At 65.2% G+C, this 1,089-nt stretch carries 1 protein-coding gene; it reads right to left on the reverse strand.

What is annotated here, in order from left to right:
• Nucleotides 1-18 precede the first annotated feature (18 nt).
• A complete protein-coding gene (locus tag P3W75_RS31270) occupies nt 19-1,017 on the reverse strand; it encodes a sulfate ABC transporter substrate-binding protein (RefSeq protein ID WP_276231208.1) in 999 nt (332 codons plus the stop codon).
• Nucleotides 1,018-1,089 lie beyond the last annotated feature (72 nt).

The raw sequence follows: 1,089 nt of genomic DNA on the forward strand, positions 1-1,089 counted from the left end.
TTGCTGCAGTTGGCGGCATCAGTTGCCGCTGTAGATCTGGTCGAACACCCCGCCATCGGCGAAGTGGGTCTTCTGCACGCTGCGCCAGTCGCCGAAGGTCTTCTCCACCGAGAAGAAGTCCACTTTCGGGAAGCGGTCGGCGTACTTGGCGAGGATCGCCGGGTTGCGCGGGCGCAGGTAGTTGTCGGCGGCGATGGTCTGGCCCTCGTCGGACCACAGGTACTTCAGGTAGGCCTCGGCCTGCTCGCGGGTGCCTTTCTTCTCGACCACCTTGTCGACCACCGCCACCGGCGGCTCGGCTTCGGCGGACACGCTGGGGTAGACCACCTCGAAACCGCCGCGACCGAATTCGCGGGCGATCATCTCGGCCTCGTTCTCGAAGGTCACCAGCACGTCGCCGATCTGGTTCTGCATGAAGGTGGTGGTCGCCGCGCGGCCGCCGGTGTCGAGCACCGGCACATGCTTGAACAGCTGGCCGACGAATTCCTTCGCCTTGGCCTCGTCGCCGCCGTGCTTGAGCGAGTAGCCCCAGGCCGAGAGGTAGGTGTAGCGGCCGTTGCCCGAGGTCTTCGGGTTCGGCACCACCACCTGCACGCCGTCCTTGAGCAGGTCCGGCCAGTCGTGCAGGCCCTTGGGGTTGCCCTTGCGCACGATGAACACGGTGGCCGAGGTGAAGGGCGCGCTGTTGTTCGGCAGGCGGGTGGCCCAGTCCTTCGGCACCAGGCCGCCGTTGTCGGCGAGGGCGTCGATGTCGGTGGCCTGGTTCATGGTGATGACGTCGGCCGGCAGGCCGTCGATCACCGAGCGCGCCTGCTTGCTGGAACCGCCGTGGGACATCTGGATGGTGATCTTCTCGCCTTTCTCCGCTTCCCAGTGCTTCTGGAACGCGGGGTTGTATTCCTTGTAGAAGTCGCGCATCACGTCGTAGGAGACGTTGAGCAGTGGCTGCCCGGCCTGGGCGGCGCTGCCCAGGGCCATTCCGGCGGCCAGCAGGGAGGCGGCGAAGAGTCGTTTCACGAGCGGTTCCTTCTCGGCAGTGTTGGATCGCCCGATTATGCCCATGGGTTATATGCCGCTTAAATACCCAAA

This window comes from Pseudomonas citronellolis, assembly GCF_029335315.1.
In the GTDB taxonomy this organism is placed as follows: Bacteria; Pseudomonadota; Gammaproteobacteria; order Pseudomonadales; family Pseudomonadaceae; genus Pseudomonas; species Pseudomonas citronellolis_A.